The organism is Campylobacter sp. RM9331 (genome assembly GCF_020137685.1).
Classification (GTDB): domain Bacteria; phylum Campylobacterota; class Campylobacteria; order Campylobacterales; family Campylobacteraceae; genus Campylobacter_E.
Map to the genome: position 1 here is coordinate 12,232 of NZ_JACGBA010000017.1, position 21,377 is coordinate 33,608.

The window sequence follows — 21,377 nt, forward strand, 5'->3', positions numbered from 1 at the left end:
AATCTTTTTTCTAATTATAAACTTATACAATGTAAAATGCTTTCTTTATCAATTAACAAGGAGTATAAATGCCAGCAGATTTGAATGATTATTTCAATAAAAACAAAAAAAATGACAATAAAAAAACAGATTTTAATATTGATTTTAATTTTAAAGGTTTTGGTAAATTTAACGGAGTAATAATTGCAGCTGTTGTTATATTTTTAATAGTAGTAATAGCTAAGCCATTTGTAGTTGTAAATTCAGGACAAGTAGGTATTAGATCAACTACTGGTAAGTATGATCCGATAGCTCTTCAACCTGGTTTTCACTTTATAATCCCGTATTTTCAAAAAGTTTTAATTGTAGATACTAAAGTAAGACAAATAAATTATGCTAGCGTTGAAGGTGCGAGTGAAAGAACTTATGGTAGAGAAAGCATAATCAATAAAGAATCAATCACGGTTGTTGATGCTAGAAACTTACCTGTATCAGTAGATATAACAGTGCAATATCGCTTAGATGCAAGTAATGCACCTCAAACTATAGCTCAATGGGGACTTGATTGGGAAAATAAAATTATAGACCCTGTTATTTTAGAAGTTGTAAGAAGTGTGGTTGGAAAATATACAGCTGAAGAATTACCTATAAAGCGTAATGAAATCGCTGCTTCAATTGAACTTGAATCAAGAAAAAGCATAGACGCTCAAAATAATAAACCTGTATTACTTGAGAGTGTAAAACTTCGTGGAATAATACTACCAACAAATGTTAAAGAGCAAATTGAAAAAGTTCAAATAGCTAAACAAGAAGCAGAAAGAACAAAATATGAAGTTGAGCGTGCAAATCAAGAAGCACTTAAAAAAGCTGCACTTGCAGAAGGTATAGCAAAAGCTGCGATTATTGAAGCACAAGGTAAAGCAGATGCACAAAAAATAGAAGCAGACGCACAAGCTTATGCAAATAGAGAAATCGCAAAAAGTATAAGTAAAGAATTATTAGAATTAAAGCAAATTGAAACCCAAAAAGAATTTAACGAAGCTTTAAAGGTTAATAATGATGCTAAGATTTTCTTAACACCTGGCGGAGCTGTGCCTAATATTTGGCTAGATAATGCAAGCACAAAAAAGACAACCAGCCTTAATAATTAATGCAAAAATTATTAGATACTATTCATTTTTATCTAGCGAATTTCTATGCCCAAGATTTAATTCTTCTTGGGCTTTGTTTTTTATTTTTTATAGTGATTTTAATTCTTGCGATTTTTTTAAGAAAATTGCCAACTTTCTCAATATTTTTAATCATAGTAGGTATTGTTTTAGAATTTGTATTGTTTTTTATTGGAGAAAACTATATAAATGCTACATATCGTCCAGCAGAACTTGAAATAATCAAAAATGATAAATTAATTTTCAGCGATAATATATATTTAGATTTTAAATTACATAACAAATCTCAAAGAGATTTTAAAATATGCAAAATTAAATTCAATATAAAAAAAATCAGCAAAAATAACTTAGAACTAATCAAAAATACCTTAAAACCATTAAAAACAACAGAAATTATTTTAAAAGATATTCCAAAAAATTCATACGAAAAATCTTATTTATTAATACCTAGTAATGTTAAAAAATATACAATTGATACTTTAATTACTTGTTTTTAGGAGATATTTATGTATTTATCACAATTTCATATCTTTGTAATATTTGCAGCTTTTGTAATTTATATATTTTCACAATTTTTAATTATTTATTTTTTTAAAGAAAAAAACAAACTTTATACCTTTTCTTTTACACTCATAATTTTTGTATTGATTTTTGGATATTCAACTCTTCTTACCATAGATAGCTTTTTAAAAAGTGTAGAATTAAGAAATCAAAAAGACTATAAATCAGCAAATGAAGTAGTAATTAGTGGTCAAATATATAATAATGGAAAAGTTCCTGTAAAAACCTGCGAATTAAATATAGGAATAATAAATCTTGGTATCAAAAAAGTAGATGGAAGTATATTTGATTTAAGCAAAGGCTTTGACCCATTAAAACTTAATAAAATTCGCAATTTTTACTCTCACGATTTTAAAATAGAAGGGATTATCAATGAAAACGCATCAAAAAGCTTTAAAGTAAGTGTCCCTTATCCAAAACATTTTGAAGATTATAAATTAAGATATATTTTAAATTGTAAGTAAATATTTCAAATTCTAGATAAATCTTAGAATTTGAAATAATATTAAAAGTATTCTAAAATATATATGTAAAATCATCTTTGTTTGTAAATATTGTAATTTCTAAAACTTCAGAACATTTGCTTATAGAAAATTTTGCAGTTTTACCGAATTTCATAGGTAACTTATAAACATAATAGTAATTTCCTTGAGCTTGTTCCTTAGCTTTTTTACAAGATCTAATATATTTTTGATTTCCTTTTTCTAGTATATTAAACCAAATATTATAAAAATATTTATAATCTCCACTCAACTCCAGCCATTTTATTAATGCCTTACAATCACCTAGATAAGTACAAAATTAGGGTAAATATCTAATAATTTTTATAATATGTTTTAGCCAGAATTTCTACTGATATAAAATTATTACCAATATATGAGCCGTAATTCCTATTTTAAACCTCACAAGCACCACGATTTGCTGTAATTTTTGTAATTTCTATATCATCTTTAGCTGTCATAATTAAATATCTTGTTGTTTCGTAATGTTTAGTCAAAAAATTTTCTTCAGTCTTATCTTAAATGCTAACCTTGAATATATATTGATTAATTTTATTCACTTCAATAGTCTTATTATTTATTTCATTATTAGCATTATTTTCTTTTGCTTTATCATCAGAACAAGCAATAATAAATAATGCTGTAACATAATATAAACTAACAATTATTTTTAATATTCATCTAGCGCTTCATCGTATATTTTTTGCTCATCATTATTTATACCATTTTGAGCTTTTAAAATTTCATCACGTAATGCAGTAGGACTTGACATAAAGGGCAAGCAAAAACCACCTATTCCGTAACCATGAAAGGCTAAAGCGCCACATCTAAAAATACTTCCAATAACACTTTGTTTTACGTCAATAGTTGCAATTCTTTTAAGATCTGTAATGGTTGAATCTTGAAAAATAATGCCTGTTTTTATTAACATTCTTTTATTTGTTATGATTATTAAAGATGATTTTACTTTACATAACCAATACAACATAGATAGAACAACAATTAATGTTGCACAAAGCATACCTAACAATAAGTGAGTTTGAGATAAAGTTATGTTTTTAAATACAGCAAATGTTAAGGTTATAGCAATACCTGTAACCATACTGCTTCCTAATACTCTAGTTATTATGTCAAATTGACTATTGCAACGGCTTATATATTTAAATACTTGTATCCATAAAGGAATTAAGAAAATATTTAATTCAATACATAATAAAATTTTTATCAATTCTAAGTCTATATCTGTTTTAATACCATAAAAACCATAAACCATCCACATAGCAAAAACTAAAAACAATAAACATAAGCGTGTAAACCAAGATATCCAAGCACTATCAACTTCTTTATATTTTCTAGAATAGACATAACAGTCAAAAAAAGCTTTAAAACTTCCACGTTTTTTATAGATGATTTTTTCATCAGGTAAAATTTTCATTAAAACTCCTTAAATAAAATTAAGGCAGTATTTTACCCCCCCCCTATCTTAAACAAGACTTAAAATAAATATATTTTAACAAATTTATTTCTATCCTATAATCAAATACAAATTTCTTAGAATTTATAAATATTATTTTTATATTTTTTATACTTGTAACAAATTATATCAATGCTAATATGTTGATTAAATATATAATGATAGTTCAATAATTATTGTTAAGTAATATAATTAAAAGAAATTTTATGAGTTTTAATGACAAAATATGATATTTCGGCAAGAATTTAATTAAAAATTTTAGTTTTTAAAATCCTAATTAAAATTCTTATAATTTTATAAATTATATCTATATTTGCAGCCAAAAAAATCAAAACAAGGCTCTTCATCAATAGCTCTATTGGTATTGCCACAATTGTCTATTTCTATGCTAGATTTTAATTGATGAGTTATGTTAGCACTATCTGTTCTGGTATATAAAAACTCTAAATATCCATTATTTATCTTAAATCCTTCATTAAAAAATACAATATCAAAACTATAAGGAGTAGATAAAAATAATGGTTTTTTTAATAGTTTTGGTAAGTTTGCTAAATAGTTTTTAGTGTTTATTTTGTGTTGTTTTAATTTTTCTAAATCAAATAATTTTAAATCATTAAATTCCTTAACCTCATCAAGGGTATAAAAATAAATCCTGTCTTTTTCATACTTATTAGCTATATTTTTATAATAAACTATAGTTTTATCTAAAAAATCATTAGTAGCTATTCTTAAAAGCTCGTCTTTACTTAAAATCTTATTTTCTTTTACACAATATCCTTGCAAGTCTTTTTCATAATTGCTTTTAAAAACATAACTAAAATTATTAAAACTAGAATAATCAACCACAGGTCTAATAAAAAACATTTCAAAACTAATAATTATTAGGCTAATGATTAAAAAAGTTTTGAATTTTAGTTTTTTATTTTTTTTGATAAATAATAAAAATAAGATTGTAAAAATCGCTAAATACACTAAAGGAAAAGTAGCATAAAGAATTTTAAAGGCTTTCCATATAAAATAAAAAAACCATAAATTACTGAAAGAAAAATTGCAATAGCAAATAATATAATTAATAAAATTTCCATAATTACTCCCTTAAATTAGGGAGCTTTTTATCTATCATCGTCAAGTTTAAAATTATTAACAAAATCAGCATTATTAATAGTTTCAACACTTCTTCCGCCAAAACCTATATGAGATTGCGGAATTTCTTCTAGCATTACCACTATTCTCTCACGCTTTTTGCCTAATTTTGTTTCAAAATAATTTGTTAAATCACTTATTATTTCTTCGCATTTTTCTTTATTTGGCATTGGTGCTGCTAATTTTACATTAATTATTGGCATTTATTCTCCTTTGTAGATTTTTTTAAGATTGCTTATTTTAGCAGATGAATTTAACATTAAAAAATCAGCTATTATAAAACTTAGCATAGCTTTTAAGACAACAGCTCCACGAACACCTACGCAAGGATCGTGCCTTCCATAAATTGCATCTTTTATTAGGCTAAAGTCTTTATTTAACATAGTTTGTTCTTTAAAAATTGATGGAGTTGGCTTAAAATGAGCTTTAATATAAATACTCTCTCCTGTGCTAATTCCACCGATAATTCCACCACTAAAATTATGTCTAGTATGTAAAAATAAAGGCTTATTAATATTAGTTTTTGCTACTTTAAATGACTTAAAATTAGGGCTTTGTTTTAAAATAGAGCTATTTTGATTTTGCATTAATTCAGCATTGCTAACACCTAAAATCTCATCATTTGCAAAAGAGCCATTCATTGAGCTAAGCTTTCTTCCTGCTCCGATTTCAACGCACTTTACAGCATTTAATCCCATAAACGCACTAGCAATTCTAGCATCTAATTTATCATAAAGCCCATCTCCAAGCCCTGCCATTACGCCAAATGCTGCTACGCTAACACTTGCACCTACGCTATCATTATTATTTTTTGCCTTTGTGATTTCATCTTTAAATAATTCTTTAAATAAATCATCACCTAAAGCATTAAAATCTTTTTCTAAAGCCCTTTTATACTCTTCTTCGCTGAATTTAAACTCATCTAAACTAACACCACCTACCCCACAAATACTAGCATAAGTTCTAATGTTAAATTCTTTTAATATTAAATCAGCAAAAGCACCTGCAATAACCCTTGCTACGCTTTCTCTAGCACTACTTCTACCACCGCCACGATAATCAAAATGCTCGTATTTTGCATAATATGTAAAATCAGCGTGTGCAGGGCGTAAATGCTCTTTATAATCTTTACTTCTTGTATTATTATTTTCTACTAGCACACAAATTGGAGCACCTGTGCTAATATCATTAAATACTCCACTAATAATATTAACTTCATCAGCTTCTTTTCTAGGAGTGCTAAACGCTCCACCACCTTGTCTTAATTTAAGCAAGGAATTTATATAATCAGTATCAATTCTAACCCCTGCAGGATAGTTATCAATAACCACTCCAATTGCTTTTCCGTGACTTTCTCCAAAAGTGCTAAATTTTAAAAATGTTCCAAAACTATTCATCTTCTAACTTCTCTAACGCTAATTTAGCAGCACTTTGCTCTGCTTCTTTTTTGCTATTACCCATTGCTTTTGTAAACAATTCATCATTTAAAAAAAGCCCTATTTCAAATTCTTTTTTATGATCAGGCCCTTTTGTGTGTAAAATCCTATATTCAGGGGTTTGAGCCATTATTGCTTGGGTTTTTTCTTGTAATTTTGTTTTATAGTCTTTAATTAATTCTATATCAATCTTAGGAAAAACTTCATTTAATATCTTAGAGCCAACAGCACAAGCAATCTCATATCCACTTTCTAAATAAATTGCACCTATTATTGCTTCGTAAGCATCTGATAATAAACTTGGTTTTTTTCTTCCGCCGTTATTTTCTTCAGATACTGATAATTGCAAAAACTCTCCAATTTCAAGATAACTAGCAATTTTTGCAAAAGACTTTTCATTCACTAAAGCTGCTCTTAATTTGCTTAAATCCCCTTCACTATAACGAGAAAAATCCTTGTATAAAATATTTGCTACTATCAAATCAAGCACAGCATCACCTAAAAACTCAAGCCTTTCATTATGAGTTTTGCTAAAACTTTTATGAGTTAAAGCCTGATTTAATAGGGTTTCGTTTTTAAATTTATATCCTAGTTTTTCTTCAATTTTATGATATTTTGAAATTCTTTTTTCTAGCACTACATTAGCATTTATAGTGTTATTTTCATACTCAAGTGCCATACTTCTAGCTAGTTCATCACACATTTCATTGTATTTATCACCATTATGAGCTTTAACCCAAATTGCATTAATATCGTGGATTTTGCTAACTTCTAAATAACTCTTCCATAATTCAACATTTTTTTTGCCTTTAAAATCAGTCTTAACCCAACCACTAAGCCATTCATTAATACCCTTAACTACATATTGACTATCGCTATATAAATCAATCTTGCAAGGTTCTTTTAAGCTTTTTAAAGCGTTAATACAGGCACTTAATTCCATAATATTATTGGTTGTAAGCTTATCTCCACCACTATCTTTAATGATTAAATCATTATCTATAATAATCCAAGCCCAACCCCCTGCTCCAGGATTTTTAAGGCAACTCCCATCAGTATAAATCGTTAATTTTTTCATATCCTTATCCTTAAATTAGCTTGCATTGTATCACACTTAAAACACTGCGAACAAAACGGAGTGTAAAAAATAGATTGTGAAGAGCAATTTTTACATAAATAAAATTGACTGATATTATTTGGATTTATTGCTTCATCATCAATTTTAATTTCTTTAAAACTTTTAGTATTAAAGCTTTTATAATTATTTATAAATTCTAAATCTTTTTCATAATCTCCTAAAACGCACAAACATTTATAAACTTCTTTGCATTCATTGATTTCATTTAATTTAAAATGAATATATCCAAGGCATAGTAGTGCTAATTCATCTCTAGCACGAGATTTTAAAATCTTTAATAAATTTTGTTTAGCATCGTTTAATAATCCAAGCCTTAAATCACAAACAGATAATAAGTATAATAAATCTTTATCATTTGCAAATTCGTTTAATAAATTAATCAAAACATATTTGCACTCTAAAAACATTGAAGCTTTAAAAAATCCATTAGCTAAATTAAGCCTTTCATCAAAACTTAAACTACTTAAATACTTAGGCTCAATTGCATTAAAATTAGCAAGATATTTTTTGATATTTTTATTAGTTTGATTTTCTTTTAAACTTGCAAAAATTATTTGAGCTAAAGCAATAATTAAAACAAGGCTAATTAAAACTAAAATTCCAAAAATAGGATTTCTATAATAGCTAAGTATTAAATCCACTAATATCCTTTAAATAAAATTAATTAATTATACATATAATACTTTTATGATTACAAACGAGAGCATTCAAAGATTAAAAGATAGCATTAACATTGTTGATTTGATTTCAAACTACATTCCCGTGCATAAAAATGGTGCGAATTATATGTGCGTATGTCCGTTTCACGCTGATAAAAATCCTAGTATGGCTGTTCGTGAAAATGAAGGATATTTTCACTGCTTTGGGTGTGGGGCGAATGGTGATGCTATTAGCTTTATGCAAAAATATCATAATTTAGAATTTATAGAAGCAGTAAAAGAATTAGCAAATATTTATGGCTTTATTTTAGAAGATGATAAAAAAACAAAAATTATTCAAAACAACGACGCTTGTAAAATACTCAACGAATATTATATAAGTGAATTAAATATCCGTGGGAATTTGATTGCCTATCTTGAAAAGCGAAAAATCACAAGGGATTTAAGAATTAAGTTTAATCTTGGCTATGCACCAAGTGCAAATGATACTTTAAGGATTTTGCAAAAATCAAATATAGCTTTAGAACAAGCATTAATAGAAGGGGTAGTTAAAAAAAACGATAATGGAATTTATCCATCTTTTATAGAAAGAATTACCTTTCCAATCTACGATAATACAGGTTATTTAGTAGGTTTTGGAGGACGCACATTAAATCCACAAAATCCTGCAAAATATGTAAATTCTCCCGCTTCAAAACTATTTGATAAAAGTAGTATATTTTACGCTTATCATCTAGCAAAAAATGATATTAATAAACACAAAAGAATGATAATTTGCGAAGGCTATATGGATACAATAAGTCTTCATAAAGCAGGACTTACATATTCAGTAGCAGTGCTAGGAACTGCACTAACAGAGCAGCATTTAAAATTAATTAAAAAAGATTGTTTTGTATCTTTATGCTTTGATAAAGATGCAGCGGGAAATGCAGCTGCTTTTAAAGCGGGAGTTTTATTGAGTAAATTTGGCTACAACGCCGAAGTAATAAGGCTAAAAACATATAAAGACCCAGGCGAATACATTGAAAATAATGAAGAATTAAAGCTAAAAACCGAACTAAATAATACTATTAATATAATTAGTTTTTGTATTGAATATATATTTAAAAAAGAATTGAATTTAGATTATATAGACAAATTAAGCATAAGCAAAATTGAGCCATTTTTAATCAAACAAGCATATTCAGCCGTGCTAAATTACACCAATACTATTGATAAATTTTTAGCCAATACTCATCTTAAAATATTTTGCGAAAATTATGGGCTTGATTTTGATTTATTAAACGGAATAAAAGCAAAAGTAATAGATAAAAAACCACAAGCTAAACAAACTCAAAGCAATTCTTTAGAAGATGCGATAATTTATTTTTTAGCTATTTCAAAAGCTAATTTTAATATTCTTATTTTAAGAGAATATTTTCATAATAATTTAATTGATGATGTATTAAATAAAAACTACGCAAATGCTAATATGCTAGAGTTTTTAAACAATATTCATCCTACTAAAAAAGTAGATAATATCTTAGTATTTTTTAATAATTTAGCCAATTATTACGCAAGTTGTAATATCCTAAACGCCTTGCTTTTTAAAAATTACGCTAAAGAATTAATAAAAAATCATAAATTAATTCATAGTAATGATGGTTTAAAAAAGGCTTATCATTGCCTAGTAGAACTAATAGCAAATCATAATAAGCAATTAAGCGATGATGAAAGAGCAAGGCTTAAAGATAATATAAGAAAATTAGGAGAATAAATGAAAGCATTAGCTTTATTTAGTGGTGGTCTTGATAGTATGTTATCAATCACTACCATTGCAAAGCAAGGAATAGAAGTTGAAGCTATTCACATTGATACAGGGTTTGGCGGAAAGAATTTCGCCCTTTTAGAGCGTCGTGCAAATATGGCTGGAGCTAGTTTTAGGGTTGTTGATATTAGTAGTAAATATTTACAAGATGTATTGTTAAATCCAAAATATGGCTATGGCAAGGCTATTAATCCTTGCATTGATTGTCATGGGTATATGTTTAAAACTGCTCTTAGTATGTGTGATGATTTAGGTGCTTCTTTTGTAATTAGTGGAGAAGTGCTAGGTCAGCGTCCAATGAGCCAAAGAGCACAAGCATTAAATAGTGTTGCAAAACTTAGCGAAGATTTAAATAATATCATTTTACGCCCACTTAGTGCAAAATTACTAGCACCTACTATGCCTGAACTTAAAGGCTGGGTTGATAGAGAAAAATTATTTGATTTTAGTGGTAGGGGTAGAACTAGACAAATGGAACTTGCAAAAGTTTATGGTTATAGTGATTATGAAAGCCCTGCTGGTGGGTGTTTGCTAACCTTACAAGCATATAAAAACAAAATCCAAGATTATCTAAAATACAAAACGCTAGATAGTAAAAACGCTGAATTGTTAAGATATGGAAGGCATTTAAGACTGCCAAATGGTGCTAAAATGATAATTTCAAGAAACGAAGAAGAAGGTCTAAAAATCTTAAAATTATTAGATAATGAAGAGATAAAAATGAGCGAAATTAGAACCGATTTAATAGGTGCTATTTCTTTACTTGATAATGACGCTAGTTTAGAAGATATTAAACTTGCTTGTTCTTTAGCACTTGCATATGCAAAAAATCCTACTAATAAAGATTGTGAATTTATGCAAAATAATTATTTTGCTAATGCACTTAGCAAAGATGATGCTCAAAAATACTTTATAGTTTGATGAAATTCTTATTTGAAATTCTAGAATTTAAAATAAGAATTTCAAATTCTAAGATTTTATATAAGTATCAAAATAACTTAATTTTAAGCATAAATAAAATCATAAAACTAGACTTTTATATCTAAGATTTTGTTATTTACTAAATCTTCTACCACACTAATACTTAAGTCAATTTCTACACTATTTGCAATCGCATTTGCACTTTTGCCTAATTTTTCTAAGATTTTATTATCATCACTTGTAAGTGAATTTAAACCTTGTTGTTTGATTTTTTGAGTTATTTGCATAAGTTTTGCTAAAAGCTCGGCTTGTTCTAATTCTTTTTCTTTTTGCTTGTTTTTGATTTCTTCGGTACTTTGACCTTCTTTTGCAAAATAAGCAATTGACCTTTGAAATTCATTTTGATAGCGTTTTATATCTGTATTTTTCTCTTTTAATTCACTTTTATAATCTTGTTCTTCGCTAATATTTTCAAAATTAATCTCAGCAAAACTCAAAACCCCATCAAAATCCCTATCACTAGATATTACACTATCTAAATACTCACTAATACTTGTGCCAATTTCTAAAGTTAATTTATCATATGTTTTAGTATTTATAAATCTTTCATCACTTAATTTATTTACTACATAAATATATCCATTAAACTCACCATAAACCCCAACTTCAAGCCTTGCATTACTTAATTCATCATTATTTATCCTACCATCTTGATTACTATCAGCTTTTGCAAGTCCTAAATCATAAGCAATTGTTTTAAACCAGCTTGAGACAAAATTAGCAGCATTACCATTTAAAATAAGCTTATCATCACTTAAGATAAAATCAGCTTTATCAAAATGAGCCATTAATTTTTCAATAGTATTTTTACTAAGATTAACTCCTTGAGTATTATTATCAAAACTAAAAACAACATTTATATTGTCTTTATCACTTGTTTTTAGAGCATAATTTTGATTTGTTATATCATCTTTTATAGCATTAATTTGCTCTTGATTTAAATTGTGAAAATTACTCAAATTCGCCTTATGATAGCTAGTATCAAATACTTTTGAAATATCAACATCAAAACCACTAATTCTCATAAAATCTCCTAATATCAAACCTTAATATCAATTAATTTTGTATCGCTTAAATCTTTTTTAAATTCTTTCGTAAAATCTATAAAATCTCCTAGCTTATCATTACTAATTAAATCTTTTAATTTATCTTCGCTTATTTTTAATTCATTACTTATGTTTTGGATATTAAATTTTTGTAATATTTCTTTTTCGTTATTATCTAAAGATTGTGATTTTTTAAGTTTTGCAATTATATTATTAATTTTAATTTGTTCTTTTACTCTCTTAAGCTCTTCTTCTGCTATATTAAATTTAATTTTTTTATGTGGAATACTCATAAAAGAGTGATTTTCATCATCATATACAATCCCAAACTCATTTATATAATCTTTATCTTCCACATTCCAATATTCACCCGCTGTAACTTTGCCATCTAAGTCTTTGTCCATATCAATTATAATATCTAATGCCTCACTTAAATCAGACTTACCTTCAATACTATGAGCTATTCTATTTGAATCATAAGTTTCATCTATATTTGTTGCCTTTAGGAAATATTCTTTATTTTTATCTTGTAATAATTCATAATTTACATTAACTAAGTCAAACAAATTCCAAGCTTCTAAAGCCGTAATTTCTCCATCATTGTCTTTATCGGCTGCAAGATAATTTCTTGTATATGCCGTATCAGCAAACCAACCCACTACATAAGACGCTGCGTCTTTATCTAAAATAATTCCTTTATTAGTATCAATAAAATTATCTTCATTAAAAAATTCTTTTAATCTATTAATATTATTTTCACTAAGCTTTACCCCGATATTATCTTTATCAAGTCTAAAAAATACATTGTAATCTTGCTCTTTATTTGTCTTAAAGCTAAAAGAATTTGAATTAATACTTGCATTTAATTTATTTATATCAAGAGTATTTAATTCTTTAATTTTTATATCACTTTTCCTAGCAATAGCAGTATTTTTTACTTGCGAGATATCTATTTTCATAAAGTTCCTTAATGTTTATTACCCTAAACTAGCCCATTTTATTACAAAGAATTTAAATTAAAAATTAAGCTTTTATATCAAGTAATTTTGTTTCACTAAGAGTTATTGCAAAATTTCCACTAAAATTTACAAAATCATCTAATTTATTTTCACTTGCTAGGCTTTCTACTTTATCAGGACTTATATTTAGTTTATCACTTATAATCTGTTTTAATTTAAATTCGCTCTCATAAGGTGCAGGGTCAATTCCTAGTTGAATTAATACATCTTTATCACTTTGGTCTAACTTATCAACTCCAAGCTTTTTAATCTTGGCTATTACTTCAGTTAATTTTTCTTCAGCTTTTTCGGCAAGCTGCCTAGAATGCTTAGTAAGTCCATTTATCAAATCATCAAGGCTAATTGCAGGAGCACTAGAGCCACTTTCGCTCATAAAATCTTCAAAATATCCCTTTTCACCTACATCCATAAACTCACCAAATGTAATAATACCATCAAGATTTTTATCATCTCTTATAGCATCATTGATAGAATTTGAAATATCTGAATAATAACCATCATTTTTTGGTAAAAAATCACTTTTCTTATAAGTTTTCGTAATAGAATTTGAAACTATATATTTTTCTTTGGTTTTTTCATCGCTTATGAGAACTGCATCTTCATCAAATCCACTTAATGTATTCCTTGCTTCTTTGTGAGTTAATTCTCCGTTATTGTCAATATCTGATTCAAGAAATTTTTGTTTATATGCAATATCACTAAACCATCCAGCGACATAAGAAGCTGCATCTTTATCTAAAATAATTCCTTTATTAGTTTTAATGAAATTATCTTCATCAAAAAAATCTTTTAATTTTTCAATACTAGCTTCATTTAATTTCACTCCAATGTTTTCATTACCAAATTTAAAATAAGTATTATAATCTTGTGCTCTATTTGTTTTAACGCTAAAAGAATTGCTCTTTATACTAGCATTTATACTTGCTAGTTCTTGTGTGCTTAACTCTTTTTTAGCAATATTATCTTGCCACATAATTGGAGTGTTAGAAGTATTGTTAATATAGTGTTTCATAAATAATCCTTAATGTTTATTACTTTAATTAAATATTTAAAAACATAACGGCAATAAAGTCTGCCATTAAATCAATAATTCATACACATATACTTGCGATATTTATAGCTATAACCACAATTAATTGGTCTTTAATATCTTTTAGAATACTTACAAAAAAGCTATCTTAAAATACCAAAACTTATGATACGAACTAGTATTTTTGTGAAATTAAATATATTAAAATTGATTTGAATTATTATAATTTGATTTTATTTAATACTATTACTATTTTATTTAATATCTTGATAAATTGTAACTTTTAGTAACATTAAATTAAAAAAAATATTTTAAACCTTAATGTTAATTAATTTTATATTATTTAATTCTTCTAAAAAGTCTTTAGTAAAATCTATAAAATCATCTAATTTATTATTTTTAACTAATTCATTTATTTTATCTTCACCTATTATATTTATTAGATTAATTTCTATATTTAAAGAATTTAAGATTTTTTTCTCATCTTCACTAAGCTTACTATAATCATCATTATTTATTTTTATAAGAGCATTGGCTAAATCGCTTTGTCTTTTAATGTCTTCTTGAGTTGCTTTAGTAATACTTTGTTGCAATTTATTTTTATCAATATTATTCATAATTATTTCTACTACATAATTAATCCCAGCTACTCCGTTTTTCTCCAGACCTGTTATTGCTAAATCATAATTTTTATCATCTTGAATATAATAATTCATCATATTACTAATACTTGTATAGTTTTGCAATTCTCCTAAAAGCTCCAGACAATCTATATCAGTTTTACTAATATTAGTAAAAACATTGCTATTTGGAAATTGAAGTTTTATATCTAACATTTCAGTTTTATTTAAAACACCATTTTTATTAATATCTGCATTTAAATAGTTTTGCTTAAAAGCAACATAATTAAACCAAGAACCAACATAAGAAGCAGCGTCTTTTTGCAAAATCAATTTATCATCAAAATATTTAAAATTATCTTCATTAAAAAATTCTTGTAATTTTTCACGATTTTTATTGCTTAAATCAAATCCTATTGTTTTTTGATTAAAAGAAAAATAAGTATTATAAAAATCATTTTTATTAGTTTTATACTCGGTATTATATATGCTTTTTACATCAGTAGCCTTTACTTGCTCTGCTTGATTAAAAACAACTTGGTTTAAAGCTCTAATATCTTTACACACAACATTCAAAATAGGCTTAGTAATATTAGTATTTGATAATCTCATTTAAACAACCTATATATATATTCAAATAAATTAATATTATTTATAAAATAATTTTTGCATTATAACTCAAGCTTTATAAAATTATTAATATTATTTTATGATTTATAATTATATTGTTTCGTTTAGTAATAAAAAATATTTAATATTAACCCCTAGCAATGTTAGAAATGTTTTAGAATATATCTTATAGCTATGTTAAATTGATTGTTAATATTCAAATCAGCACCGAAAATTCTTTCATAACCTAGATTTAATCTCAAATCGTTATTTAGCTTATAATCTTAACTAATATTAAAATAAAATTGATTGTTTTTTTGCTTTATAAATTCTACCGCTATAAAAAAGGCTTTTTAATAATAATTTTTAAAAAGCCTTTTGAAATTCAAATCTCTTTGCCTAATTTAAAGCCAAGTTCTTCTAAGCATTTGCTAAGATAATCTTTATCATCACAATCAATGATAATTGTTTTTAAATCATCACTAAAAGTAATATTATTAAACTCATCTTCTAAATTATCTTTAATTTTTTTAACACAATGAGAGCAATTTACATTAAATATTTCATATTTTTTCACGAACTTGCTCCTTTTAATTGTTTTCCGTATTTAGGGAATTTAAGTTTTTTAATAGCTGTGCTTTCTATTTGTCTTACACGCTCACGAGTGATTTTTAACTCACTTCCTATCTCTTCAAGAGTTCTATCACTCTCATCATCAGTTAGTCCAAAACGAAGTTTAATAACGGTTTTTTCCCTTTCATTAAGTTGCTCTAAAACTCCATTTATTTGCTCTTTTAAATCTTCTTTTAAAATATGCTCAAGCGGACTAATGCTACTTCTATCTTCTACGCTATCACCAAATCTTCCATCATCATCACTTCCAACAGGTGCGTCAAGACTTACAGGTTCTTTTGCTATTTTCATAACTTGTTTAACCTTATCTTCACTCATACCGATTTCTTTAGCAATTTCATCAATTGTAGGCTCTTTTCCACATTCTTGCACACGCTTTTTACTAAATTTATTAATCTTATTAATCGTATCAATCATATGGATTGGAATTCTAATTGTCCTTGCTTGATCAGCTACCGCACGGCTAATTGCTTGTCTAATCCACCAAGTAGCATAAGTTGAGAATTTATATCCACGCTTATATTCAAACTTATCAACCGCTTTCATAAGACCGATATTTCCTTCTTGAATAAGGTCAAGAAATGCTAAACCACGATTAGTATAGCGTTTAGCAATACTTACAACTAATCTTAAGTTTGACCTAGCCATCTTACCTTTTGCAGTATCGCTAATATTTTTACCACGCTTGATTTGCTCTAAAATCTCTTTTAATCTTTCTTTATCCATATCAAAGCAATTTTCACTAGCTTCTTTTGTCTGGAATAGCTTTTTAATCTCCATATAAGTGCTAACCATGGTATTTTCTAAAGCTAATTCTGTGATTTCTTCTTTACTTAAATTGGTAATATTATCTAAGATTTTTTTATGTCTTTCTTTTAATTCATCGCTAAACATAGGCAAACGATATTCTAAGCGTTTTAATTCTTTATCAAAATCTACATCACTTTTTAAAACCGTTTCCATAGATTTTACGATTTCATTAATTAGTTTAGAAGTTGGCCCTAAAGCTAATAATTTTTCTTTTAAAATATTCTTTTTGAAAGCAATATTTATATGATTTTGTAATTCATCTTTGCTAAGTTGCTCTTTGTGTGAGCTTTTTAACCATTCTTTTTTTGCCTTTTCTAAAGCTTTAAAGCTTTCAATGACTTTAATTGCTCTTTTATCTTCTTTTAAAGATTTTACAGGCTTTCTTTCTTCATCGCTATCATCTAATTCATCTTCTTCTAAATCTTCTTCATTTTCATCTTCATCATTATCAAAATTCTTAAACAATTCTTTCACACGACGCTCGCGATTAATTAAAGCATCTTTATAGTCTAATATAAAATCAATTAGATAAGGAACGCTACAAAAAGCGTCAATTATAATATCTTCGCCAAGTTCAATTCTTTTGCTTATTTCAACTTCTTCTTCTTTGCTAAGCAAATCAATCTGCCCCATCTCTCTTAAATACATTCTAACAGGGCTTTCACTTCTACTAATTTCGCTTAAATCATAATCTTTGCTTAAATCGCCTTCTAATTCATTTTCTCTTAATAATTCTCTTTGTTTTGCTCTTTCTTTTGCTTCTTTTAGATTTCTCATTTTAGCAATTTCTGCCGAGCTTAGAAGATTTACATTATATTCTTTTACTAAATTCTTAATAGTCTTTATATTTGCTGCTGTTGGAGCTTTTTTAAATAACTTAACTATCATCTCATAAGTTAAATAATCATCTGTATTGTCCTTAAACAAAACCTCTAATTCTTTATCTAAATCTGCCATTTTTGCTCCTTTTTGAAAAAACTTACATTATACAAAAGATTAATAAATTAAGCATTATTAAAAACTATTCTAACCAATTAATTAGGCTTTTATTTTTTGATTTTAAGTATTCATTACATTTTAAAAAATGTTGATTGTTAAAAAATTTACCCCTTGCAAGTGGGCTTGGATGAGCTGAGCTTAATATTAAATGCCTTTTAGTATTAATATATTTTGCATAATTATTTGCAAAACTCCCCCACAACATAAAGACTAAATTATCATAATCATTACTAATCCTTTGTATAACATAAAGGAAAAAATCTTCCCATAAATGCTTGTGAGAATTAGGTTTGCTCTTTTGCACGCTTAAACTTGCATTTAATAATGCCACGCCTTGTCTTGCTAAATAGCTCAAATCACTTTGTAAAAATACAGCTTCATTTGGATAATCATTTAAGATTTCTTTAAAAATATTTCTTAAACTAGGTGGAATTTTAATACTAGATGAAAACGCTAAACCATCAGCACTTCCATCGTGATATGGGTCTTGTCCTATAATCACTACTTTTGGAATTTCACATAATTTAAAGGCTTTAAATAAATCCTTTTTTTGTGGATAAATTATATTATTTTCATATTCGTAATCTAAAGCATTTAAAAGCTCTTGACCCTTAGCAGTAGCTAAATAATCATCTACTATATTTAGCACAAAAACTCCTTCTATGTAATAAACTTAAGCCGTAAATTTTAATAGCTTCTATGTGAGTTTTGGTTCCATAGCCTTTATGAGATTTAAAATCATATAAATTATCATCTAAATTAGCCATAAAATTATCCCTACTAACCTTAGCTAAAATACTAGCAGCCATAACGCAAGGCTCTATCTCATCAGCATTTATTAGAGTTTTTATACCCATTCCATAATCAGTATTACCATCAAATAATAATTCATCTTTTTCAAAATGCTCTATAATTTCTCCTAAAGCTTTTTGATAAGCCGCTCTAATTCCATTTAAATCTATATATTCATTATCAACAAAAACTACTAAATAATCAGAGTTTTGTTTAATTATCTCATACAAATTCTCACGCTTTTTTGCACTTAGTTTTTTACTATCATTTAATTCGTTTATATTTATTTTTAGCTTACAAGCTGCAAGCACTAATGGACCCGCAAACGCTCCACGCCCAGCTTCGTCAATCCCAATCATTTAATTCCTTTGAAATTAGCCAAGTATTTAAAGTAAGTCCTATAAATCTAATTTCATCATTAACGAAATTAAATTGCTCGTTTAATGATAAAACTAAGATATTTTTAAGCTCTAATTCTTTGGCTTTTTTGCTTAATTTTTTGCTTTTTAGTTTTATAAAATCTTTATTAGTAAAAGCTTCGCATAGTATTCCTAAACTAGCCGAACTAATAATAAAATTTATATCATCATCATAAAAAATCTCATCATAAACCATCAAAAGTTCATTAGCTATTAAATTCTCATAAGTTTTAGAAAAATCCTTTTTAAAACTAAGTGAGTTTTTCATTGAAAAATCATAAAAATAAGGTTTTTTTAGATTTTTTTTAATATGCTTTACCCAATGCAATAAAAATCTATCTTCTAAAGAATAAACGCATTTAAAAAAATCATTTTTTGCTATTTTTTTATGTTTTAAAAACTCACTAAAAAGACTTAAAATACTTGTTTGAACGCCTATTTTTAAAGCTAATTCTTTAAGAGTGATTATTTCGTTTTCGCTTAAATGTTGTTTTAAAATAGCTTGAGTATTTAAAGCAGCGTTAAGTGGGTCTAAATCCACATTGGCAGGATTTTGCCCTAATAATAAATAATTTGATAAATGCTCGCTAGGGCTATAATTTTTCTTTGAAAATGAAATAAATTCTTCATAATCTAAAAAATTAAGCCTTATTTTAATAAAGTCTTTATAAGAATAATTTTTATTAGAGCTTAATATATAACAACGCTCTAAATTTCCTAATTCAAATTCTAAAAAAGGCTCATTTATTATTAGATTTTTGATTTTATTTTTTTCTATGAAGCTTTTAAAATCAGCATTTATAAATCTTAAATCACTCATATTAATATAAGTAAATTCATCTAAATTATAAAATGCTAAAGATTTTTTACCACTAGAAATTGCCCCATAAATTAGGGCAAATCGTGGTAAGGTATCTAGTTTTCTTGGTTTTAAACCATCTTTGTTTATTTTAAATTGTAAAAAACTATCTAGGCTCATAGCTTAGGACTAGCATCTAAAAACTCATTAGCCTTATCGCCGTATCTTTTGAAATTCTCTATAAACATTTTTGCTAATTTATCTCTTGTAGCTATGAAATCAGCTTCATTTTCCCAAGTTTTAATAGGATTTAATAATCTTTCATCAACCCCATCTAAACTCTTTGGCACTGCTAAATTAAATACATCATAATTGTAATATTCACAATTTTGAATAGAGCCATCTAAAATAGCGTTAATGCAAGACCTAGTTGCTTTTATACTCATTCTTTTACCAACGCCATAACTTCCACCGCTCCAACCGGTATTTACTAAATATACATTTACATTGTGTTTTTTAATCTTTTCGCCCAATAATTTCGCATAAACACTAGGACTAAGCGGCATAAATGGTTCGCCAAAACAAGCAGAGAATGTAGCAACAGGCTCTTTTATACCACGCTCAGTTCCTGCAACTTTTGCAGTATATCCACTTAAAAAATAATACATTGCTTGAGTGTTGTTTAGTTTTGATACAGGAGGTAAAACGCCAAAAGCATCAGCACATAAGAAAATTATATTAGATGGATGACCTGCTTTTAAGCTTGGTTCGTGATTTTCAATATGCTCTATTGGATAGCTTACACGAGTGTTTTCTGTCTTACTAGCATCACAAAAATCAACTTCTTTAGTGCAAGTTATAACTACATTTTCAAGTAAAGCATTTCTCTTAATCGCTGCGTAAATTTCAGGCTCACTATTTGGGTCAAGATTAATACATTTTGCATAACAACCACCTTCGTAGTTAAACACACCATTATCATCCCAACCATGCTCATCATCACCTATTAAAGCACGATTTGCGTCTGTGCTAAGAGTAGTTTTACCTGTGCCACTAAGACCAAAGAATAAGCAAACATCTCCATCTTTACCAACATTCGCACTACAATGCATACTCATCTTACCTTGTAAAGGCAGCCAGTAATTCATCATAGAAAACACACCTTTTTTCATCTCGCCACCATACCAAGTGCCAAGAATTAATCCTATGTTATTTTCTATATCAAATCCTACGAATACATCGCTATTTAAATCTTGATATTTATACATTTCATTTTTTAATTTGCACGCATTTATGATTACAAAATCAGGTTTGAAGTCTTTAAGTTCTTCATCACTTGGGCGAATAAACATATTTTTAACAAAATGTGCTTGCCACGCAATTTCTGTTATAAATCTTATTTTTTTTCTACTATCAAGGCTAGCTCCACAAAATACATCCATAACATAAAGCTTTTTGCCATTTAAATATTCTTTTGCTCTTCTTAAATTATCATCAAAAATATCTTTAGTGCAAGCCCTATTTACATTGCCCCACGCTATATTTTCACTTGATGGATGAGAATTTACAAAATACTTATCCTTAGGGCTTCTACCCGTAAAAATACCTGTATCAACTGCAAATGTGTCATTTTGACAAACTTCACCTTCACGGCACTCTAACTCGTGAGCTCTTAACTCATCATAACTTAAATTGTAAAAAATCTTCTCCGGCTTTATGCCTAAATCTTCTAACATTTTTAACTCCTGTAAATA

The 21,377-nt window shown here is 27.0% G+C and carries 22 protein-coding genes and 1 pseudogene; 5 read left to right on the top strand and 18 right to left on the bottom strand.

The features are described from left to right. The first annotated feature begins 68 nt into the window (after positions 1-68). From AVBRAN9331_RS07155 to AVBRAN9331_RS07165, 3 genes are read left to right on the top strand one after another with little or no spacing between them, the layout of a single operon-like run. The gene (locus AVBRAN9331_RS07155) at positions 69-1,130 is read left to right on the top strand and encodes an SPFH domain-containing protein (RefSeq protein WP_336612706.1); all 1,062 of its coding nucleotides are present in this window, start codon (positions 69-71) and stop codon (positions 1,128-1,130) included. Beyond that, positions 1,130-1,645, top strand: coding sequence for a DUF2393 family protein (locus AVBRAN9331_RS07160; RefSeq protein ID WP_336607621.1), 516 nt, complete (start codon positions 1,130-1,132; stop codon positions 1,643-1,645). The genes AVBRAN9331_RS07155 and AVBRAN9331_RS07160 overlap by 1 nt, the downstream gene beginning before the upstream one ends. Before the next feature lie 9 nt (positions 1,646-1,654). Continuing rightward, a complete protein-coding gene (locus tag AVBRAN9331_RS07165) occupies positions 1,655-2,173 on the top strand; it encodes a DUF2393 family protein (RefSeq protein WP_336612707.1) in 519 nt (172 codons plus the stop codon). A gap of 52 nt (positions 2,174-2,225) precedes the next feature. Here AVBRAN9331_RS07165 and AVBRAN9331_RS07170 read toward each other — a convergent pair whose 3' ends face one another. The 8 genes and pseudogenes from AVBRAN9331_RS07170 to AVBRAN9331_RS07205 all read right to left on the bottom strand — a co-directional run bounded on the left by AVBRAN9331_RS07170 (position 2,226) and on the right by AVBRAN9331_RS07205 (position 8,041). Continuing rightward, positions 2,226-2,462: a hypothetical protein gene (locus tag AVBRAN9331_RS07170; protein WP_336612708.1), complete on the bottom strand. Its 237-nt coding sequence runs from the start codon at positions 2,460-2,462 to the stop codon at positions 2,226-2,228. A gap of 417 nt (positions 2,463-2,879) precedes the next feature. Continuing rightward, positions 2,880-3,644 carry a PH domain-containing protein gene (locus AVBRAN9331_RS07175; protein ID WP_214120298.1) on the bottom strand — a complete coding sequence of 255 codons (765 nt, stop codon included), beginning with the start codon at positions 3,642-3,644 and terminating at the stop codon, positions 2,880-2,882. Between the two features lie 333 nt (positions 3,645-3,977). After that, entirely contained in the window at positions 3,978-4,547 is a 570-nt protein-coding gene (locus tag AVBRAN9331_RS07180; protein ID WP_336612709.1) for a hypothetical protein, read from the bottom strand. Between the two features lie 248 nt (positions 4,548-4,795). Next, complete coding sequence (locus AVBRAN9331_RS07185; RefSeq protein ID WP_214118708.1) at positions 4,796-5,029, bottom strand: tautomerase family protein; 234 nt, start codon at positions 5,027-5,029, stop codon at positions 4,796-4,798. Continuing rightward, the gene (gene aroC / locus AVBRAN9331_RS07190) at positions 5,030-6,223 is read right to left on the bottom strand and encodes a chorismate synthase (RefSeq protein ID WP_336612710.1); all 1,194 of its coding nucleotides are present in this window, start codon (positions 6,221-6,223) and stop codon (positions 5,030-5,032) included. Then, positions 6,216-6,884 (bottom strand): ribonuclease III, encoded by a 669-nt coding sequence (gene rnc, locus AVBRAN9331_RS07195; RefSeq protein ID WP_336607624.1) that lies wholly within the window; start codon positions 6,882-6,884, stop codon positions 6,216-6,218. The genes aroC and rnc overlap by 8 nt, the downstream gene beginning before the upstream one ends. 66 nt (positions 6,885-6,950) lie before the next feature. Further along, positions 6,951-7,340, bottom strand: a pseudogene (rnhA, locus tag AVBRAN9331_RS07200) (ribonuclease HI); the annotation flags it as partial. Continuing rightward, positions 7,337-8,041, bottom strand: coding sequence for a tetratricopeptide repeat protein (locus AVBRAN9331_RS07205; RefSeq protein ID WP_239803013.1), 705 nt, complete (start codon positions 8,039-8,041; stop codon positions 7,337-7,339). The gene AVBRAN9331_RS07205 and the pseudogene rnhA, both read right to left, overlap by 4 nt. 46 nt (positions 8,042-8,087) lie before the next feature. On the opposite strand from AVBRAN9331_RS07205, the gene dnaG reads away from it, so the two are divergent. Together dnaG and AVBRAN9331_RS07215 are read left to right on the top strand one after the other, a co-directional pair. Continuing rightward, positions 8,088-9,815, top strand: a complete 1,728-nt coding sequence (dnaG, locus tag AVBRAN9331_RS07210) for a DNA primase (protein ID WP_239803014.1) — start codon at positions 8,088-8,090, stop codon at positions 9,813-9,815. Continuing rightward, positions 9,816-10,787 (top strand): argininosuccinate synthase domain-containing protein, encoded by a 972-nt coding sequence (locus tag AVBRAN9331_RS07215; RefSeq protein ID WP_214118699.1) that lies wholly within the window; start codon positions 9,816-9,818, stop codon positions 10,785-10,787. Between the two features lie 107 nt (positions 10,788-10,894). On the opposite strand, the gene AVBRAN9331_RS07220 is transcribed toward AVBRAN9331_RS07215, so the two are convergent. The 10 genes from AVBRAN9331_RS07220 to pckA form a co-directional block, all read right to left on the bottom strand. Beyond that, positions 10,895-11,872, bottom strand: coding sequence for a hypothetical protein (locus AVBRAN9331_RS07220; protein WP_214118697.1), 978 nt, complete (start codon positions 11,870-11,872; stop codon positions 10,895-10,897). A gap of 14 nt (positions 11,873-11,886) precedes the next feature. Further along, positions 11,887-12,852 carry a hypothetical protein gene (locus AVBRAN9331_RS07225; RefSeq protein WP_336612711.1) on the bottom strand — a complete coding sequence of 322 codons (966 nt, stop codon included), beginning with the start codon at positions 12,850-12,852 and terminating at the stop codon, positions 11,887-11,889. Positions 12,853-12,916: 64 nt separating this feature from the next. Then, complete coding sequence (locus AVBRAN9331_RS07230; RefSeq protein ID WP_214118586.1) at positions 12,917-13,924, bottom strand: hypothetical protein; 1,008 nt, start codon at positions 13,922-13,924, stop codon at positions 12,917-12,919. 329 nt (positions 13,925-14,253) lie between these two features. Continuing rightward, positions 14,254-15,174 carry a hypothetical protein gene (locus AVBRAN9331_RS07235; RefSeq protein ID WP_214118587.1) on the bottom strand — a complete coding sequence of 307 codons (921 nt, stop codon included), beginning with the start codon at positions 15,172-15,174 and terminating at the stop codon, positions 14,254-14,256. Between the two features lie 382 nt (positions 15,175-15,556). Further along, positions 15,557-15,748 (bottom strand): hypothetical protein, encoded by a 192-nt coding sequence (locus AVBRAN9331_RS07240; protein ID WP_214118591.1) that lies wholly within the window; start codon positions 15,746-15,748, stop codon positions 15,557-15,559. Continuing rightward, positions 15,745-17,571, bottom strand: a complete 1,827-nt coding sequence (gene rpoD, locus AVBRAN9331_RS07245; protein WP_214118593.1) for an RNA polymerase sigma factor RpoD — start codon at positions 17,569-17,571, stop codon at positions 15,745-15,747. Before rpoD ends, AVBRAN9331_RS07240 begins: the two co-directional genes overlap by 4 nt. Before the next feature lie 64 nt (positions 17,572-17,635). Continuing rightward, a complete protein-coding gene (locus AVBRAN9331_RS07250) occupies positions 17,636-18,262 on the bottom strand; it encodes a uracil-DNA glycosylase (RefSeq protein WP_336612712.1) in 627 nt (208 codons plus the stop codon). Continuing rightward, entirely contained in the window at positions 18,243-18,764 is a 522-nt protein-coding gene (locus AVBRAN9331_RS07255; protein ID WP_336612713.1) for a ribonuclease HII, read from the bottom strand. The genes AVBRAN9331_RS07250 and AVBRAN9331_RS07255 overlap by 20 nt, the downstream gene beginning before the upstream one ends. After that, a complete protein-coding gene (locus AVBRAN9331_RS07260) occupies positions 18,751-19,803 on the bottom strand; it encodes a hypothetical protein (protein ID WP_336612714.1) in 1,053 nt (350 codons plus the stop codon). The genes AVBRAN9331_RS07255 and AVBRAN9331_RS07260 overlap by 14 nt, the downstream gene beginning before the upstream one ends. Further along, positions 19,800-21,359, bottom strand: a complete 1,560-nt coding sequence (gene pckA, locus AVBRAN9331_RS07265; protein WP_214118600.1) for a phosphoenolpyruvate carboxykinase (ATP) — start codon at positions 21,357-21,359, stop codon at positions 19,800-19,802. The genes AVBRAN9331_RS07260 and pckA overlap by 4 nt, the downstream gene beginning before the upstream one ends. Positions 21,360-21,377: the final 18 nt, after the last annotated feature.

Excerpts from the sequence above, each read along its gene's own strand:
- AVBRAN9331_RS07155 (WP_336612706.1), top strand. The coding sequence starts at position 69 with ATGCCAGCAGATTTGAATGATTATTTCAATAAAAACAAAAAAAATGAC.
- AVBRAN9331_RS07160 (WP_336607621.1), top strand. The coding sequence starts at position 1,130 with ATGCAAAAATTATTAGATACTATTCATTTTTATCTAGCGAATTTCTAT.
- AVBRAN9331_RS07165 (WP_336612707.1), top strand. The coding sequence starts at position 1,655 with ATGTATTTATCACAATTTCATATCTTTGTAATATTTGCAGCTTTTGTA.
- AVBRAN9331_RS07175 (WP_214120298.1), bottom strand. The coding sequence starts at position 3,644 with ATGAAAATTTTACCTGATGAAAAAATCATCTATAAAAAACGTGGAAGT.
- AVBRAN9331_RS07180 (WP_336612709.1), bottom strand. The coding sequence starts at position 4,547 with ATGTTTTTTATTAGACCTGTGGTTGATTATTCTAGTTTTAATAATTTT.
- AVBRAN9331_RS07185 (WP_214118708.1), bottom strand. The coding sequence starts at position 5,029 with ATGCCAATAATTAATGTAAAATTAGCAGCACCAATGCCAAATAAAGAA.
- aroC (WP_336612710.1), bottom strand. The coding sequence starts at position 6,223 with ATGAATAGTTTTGGAACATTTTTAAAATTTAGCACTTTTGGAGAAAGT.
- dnaG (WP_239803014.1), top strand. The coding sequence starts at position 8,088 with ATGATTACAAACGAGAGCATTCAAAGATTAAAAGATAGCATTAACATT.
- AVBRAN9331_RS07215 (WP_214118699.1), top strand. The coding sequence starts at position 9,816 with ATGAAAGCATTAGCTTTATTTAGTGGTGGTCTTGATAGTATGTTATCA.
- AVBRAN9331_RS07220 (WP_214118697.1), bottom strand. The coding sequence starts at position 11,872 with ATGAGAATTAGTGGTTTTGATGTTGATATTTCAAAAGTATTTGATACT.
- AVBRAN9331_RS07225 (WP_336612711.1), bottom strand. The coding sequence starts at position 12,852 with ATGAAAATAGATATCTCGCAAGTAAAAAATACTGCTATTGCTAGGAAA.
- AVBRAN9331_RS07230 (WP_214118586.1), bottom strand. The coding sequence starts at position 13,924 with ATGAAACACTATATTAACAATACTTCTAACACTCCAATTATGTGGCAA.
- AVBRAN9331_RS07235 (WP_214118587.1), bottom strand. The coding sequence starts at position 15,174 with ATGAGATTATCAAATACTAATATTACTAAGCCTATTTTGAATGTTGTG.
- rpoD (WP_214118593.1), bottom strand. The coding sequence starts at position 17,571 with ATGGCAGATTTAGATAAAGAATTAGAGGTTTTGTTTAAGGACAATACA.
- AVBRAN9331_RS07255 (WP_336612713.1), bottom strand. The coding sequence starts at position 18,764 with ATGATTGGGATTGACGAAGCTGGGCGTGGAGCGTTTGCGGGTCCATTA.
- AVBRAN9331_RS07260 (WP_336612714.1), bottom strand. The coding sequence starts at position 19,803 with ATGAGCCTAGATAGTTTTTTACAATTTAAAATAAACAAAGATGGTTTA.
- pckA (WP_214118600.1), bottom strand. The coding sequence starts at position 21,359 with ATGTTAGAAGATTTAGGCATAAAGCCGGAGAAGATTTTTTACAATTTA.